Raw genomic sequence first — 2,701 nt, 5'->3', positions numbered from 1 at the left:
GCCGCTGAGCGCCTGGGTGACGGTTCCGCCCTTGATGATCCCGCCGCTGCCGCTGATCGCGCCGGCAAAACCGGCCGCGCTGACGTTCGAGGCGATCGTCAGCGTCGCCGTGCCAAGCGTGACATTGCCGCCTATGGCGCCACCGCCATTCAGATAGGAGATGGAGGTGCTGAAATTGTTGAGATCGAGTGCGACACCGGCGGTGTTGTTCAGGCCGAATCCACCCGCTCCGATGGCGCTGCTGGAGCCGGCGCGCAGGATGCCACCTGTGACTGTCGTGATGCCGGTATAGGTGTTGTTACCGGACAGGACGAGCGTGCCTGCGCCGTCCTTCCGGAAGGCGCCGGCACCGACGATCGGGCCGCTCACGCCGAGCACGGTGGCGGCATTCACCACGTTGATGGCCCCACCGGTAGTGGCAAGTGTGATGCCGCGGTCGATGCTGATGCTGCCGCCGGTATAGGCAAGGACGCCGCCATTCAGGCCAAGGTTGGCGGAGGCGCTGGTCGAAGCGCCGATGCCGCTTGCCTGGCCGCCATTGGCAAGGCAATCCACGCTGAGCGTACCGCCGATGATGTTCGTCGCGCCGGTATAGGTGTTGTTGCAGCCGACAAACGTCTGGGTGCTGCTATTGTCCTTGGTGAGGCCGCCGGCCCCGGTGATGGCGCCGCTGAAGCTGACGGTCGTGCCGCCGACCGTCAGGGTCGCTCCGCCGAGGCGAACGGTACCGCCATTCGCGCCGCCTCCCGACAACCCGCCGACCTTGTTGTTGAAACCGTTCAGGTCGAGCGTGACGCCGGCGACATCCGCCAAATTCATGGCATTGGGACCACCAAAGGCCTGGGTCGATCCGGCGCGCAACGTGCCGCCGTCAATGAATGTCGGACCGTTGTTGCTGTTGGTGCCCGAAAAAACCAGAGTGCCGGCGCCGGCTTTGTGAAACGGCACGGCGCCAACCACCGTGCCGCTGACGGTGAGCGTCGTTGCCGCATTGGTGACATCGAGCGAGCCACCCGCGCCTCCGTTGAGCGTGAAGCCGCGATCGGTGCTGGCGGTCGCCCCGGTATATTGCAGCGTTCCGCCGGTCTGGATCACGAGGTTCTCGGCATCCGAGGACGATGCGCCGATACCGCTCGCCACACCGCCATCGGCCAGCGTGTTGACCGACAGCGTACCGGCGGAGATCGTCGTGATGCCGGTATAGGTGTTGGCGGCATTGCCAAGTGTCAGCAGGCCGGCGCCGGTCTTGTTGAATCCGGCATCGTCCGAACCGACGACCACGCCGCCGAAGCTCAGATTGCCGCTGTCGACCTGGATCGTCCGCGGTGCACCACCATTGACCAGGGTAAAGCCGCGGTCGGTCGTGCCCGCACCGACGCCGGTATATTCCAGCGTACCGCTTTCGAGCACCAGGTTCGCCGAAGCCGCGCCCGAAGCGCCAATGCTGCTCGCAGAGCCGCCATTGGCGACGCTGTCGATGGCCAACGTGCCGCCGCTCAGCGTCGTGCCCCCGGTGTAGCTGTTCGCGCCGGTCAGCGCGACCTTGCCGGCGCCGCCCTTGGCGAAGCTGGTTGCGCCGCCATTGTCGACGATCGTCGACGCGATCGTGAAGGTACCGGTGCCCGTGCTGTTTTCGAGCACGCCCAGCGTACCGCCGCCGGTCGCGCCGGTGATCGAGCCGCCGGTGATGGTCTGACTGGCATTGTTGACGCTGGAGGCGACAATGATCGTGCCGTCCACGCCGAGCGTGTTGCTGGCGCCGACGGTGACTATGGAGTTGGCCGCGGCGGTGTATTTGATGCCGCCGAGCTGGACGTTGCCCGCAACGGTGTTGGCGAACGGGGTGTTGGCCGCCCCGCCCGCGTCACTGACCACGTCGCCGGTCAGCCAGGTGCTGGCATTGTCCTTGTTTGCATAGGCGGTGAAGGCGTTGATGGCTCCGCCGCTGACCTGCGCGTAGTCGGTGCCGTTGACGGTTGCCCAGCTGAGCGCGCCATCGCCATTGGTCGTGGTGATGCTGCCGCTCGTCGGCAGCTTGAAATCGAGCAGGCCGCCGGTGTGCGTGATCGCGCCGAGGTTGAGCGTCATGCTGCCGCCCACACCGGCTGTCGCGACGATCTGGTTGTTGCCCGCGCTGACGTTCAGACCGTCGAAAGTCTGGCTGTTTGCCACGCCCGCTGCGCCGGTCAGTGTGACCACGCCGCCGGCCAGGTTGAGGCCGGACGAGCCTGAGATGATGTTGCTGGTCGGCGCTCCTGGCGCGGCGAAGTTCAGCGCCAGGGTGCCGCCATTGACCGTGGTGTCGCCGGTATAGGTGTTTGCCCCGCTCAGCGTGAGCGTGCCGGTGCCGCGCTTGATGAGGCCGCCGCCGCTGGTGGCGCCGTCGGCGATAACGCCGGCATAGCTGGTGCTGGCGGCGCCGTTGATCGTCAGATCGGCGCCGTTGAGAGTCACGCTGCCGCCCGCGCCGGCGAGCGACGTGGCCGTGGTATCAAAGCCATTGAGGTCCAGCGTGCCGCCATTGACGACCACCGCGTTGGGCGCGCCGAACGCGTTGGCGCTGCCGGCCCGCAGGGTTCCGCTGGTGACGGTAGTCGACCCGACATATGTGTTGGCGCCGCTGAGCAGCCAGCTGTTTCCCGCCGCGCCGTTCATGACCAGATTGCCGTTGCCGGAAATCGCGCCCGAAAAGGTGTTGCCG

At 66.6% G+C, this 2,701-nt stretch carries 1 protein-coding gene; it reads right to left on the bottom strand.

What is annotated here, in order from left to right; translation table 11 throughout:
• The coding region (locus EN906_RS30030) for an autotransporter-associated beta strand repeat-containing protein (protein WP_206529205.1) at positions 1-2,701 on the bottom strand (2,701 nt) is incomplete at both ends.

The sequence above is a fragment of the Mesorhizobium sp. M7A.F.Ca.CA.004.06.1.1 genome, assembly GCF_003999135.1.
In the GTDB taxonomy this organism is placed as follows: Bacteria; Pseudomonadota; Alphaproteobacteria; order Rhizobiales; family Rhizobiaceae; genus Mesorhizobium.
The sequence above is the reverse complement of the archived record's forward strand: the minus strand, read 5'-3'. Positions and strand labels throughout refer to the sequence as shown.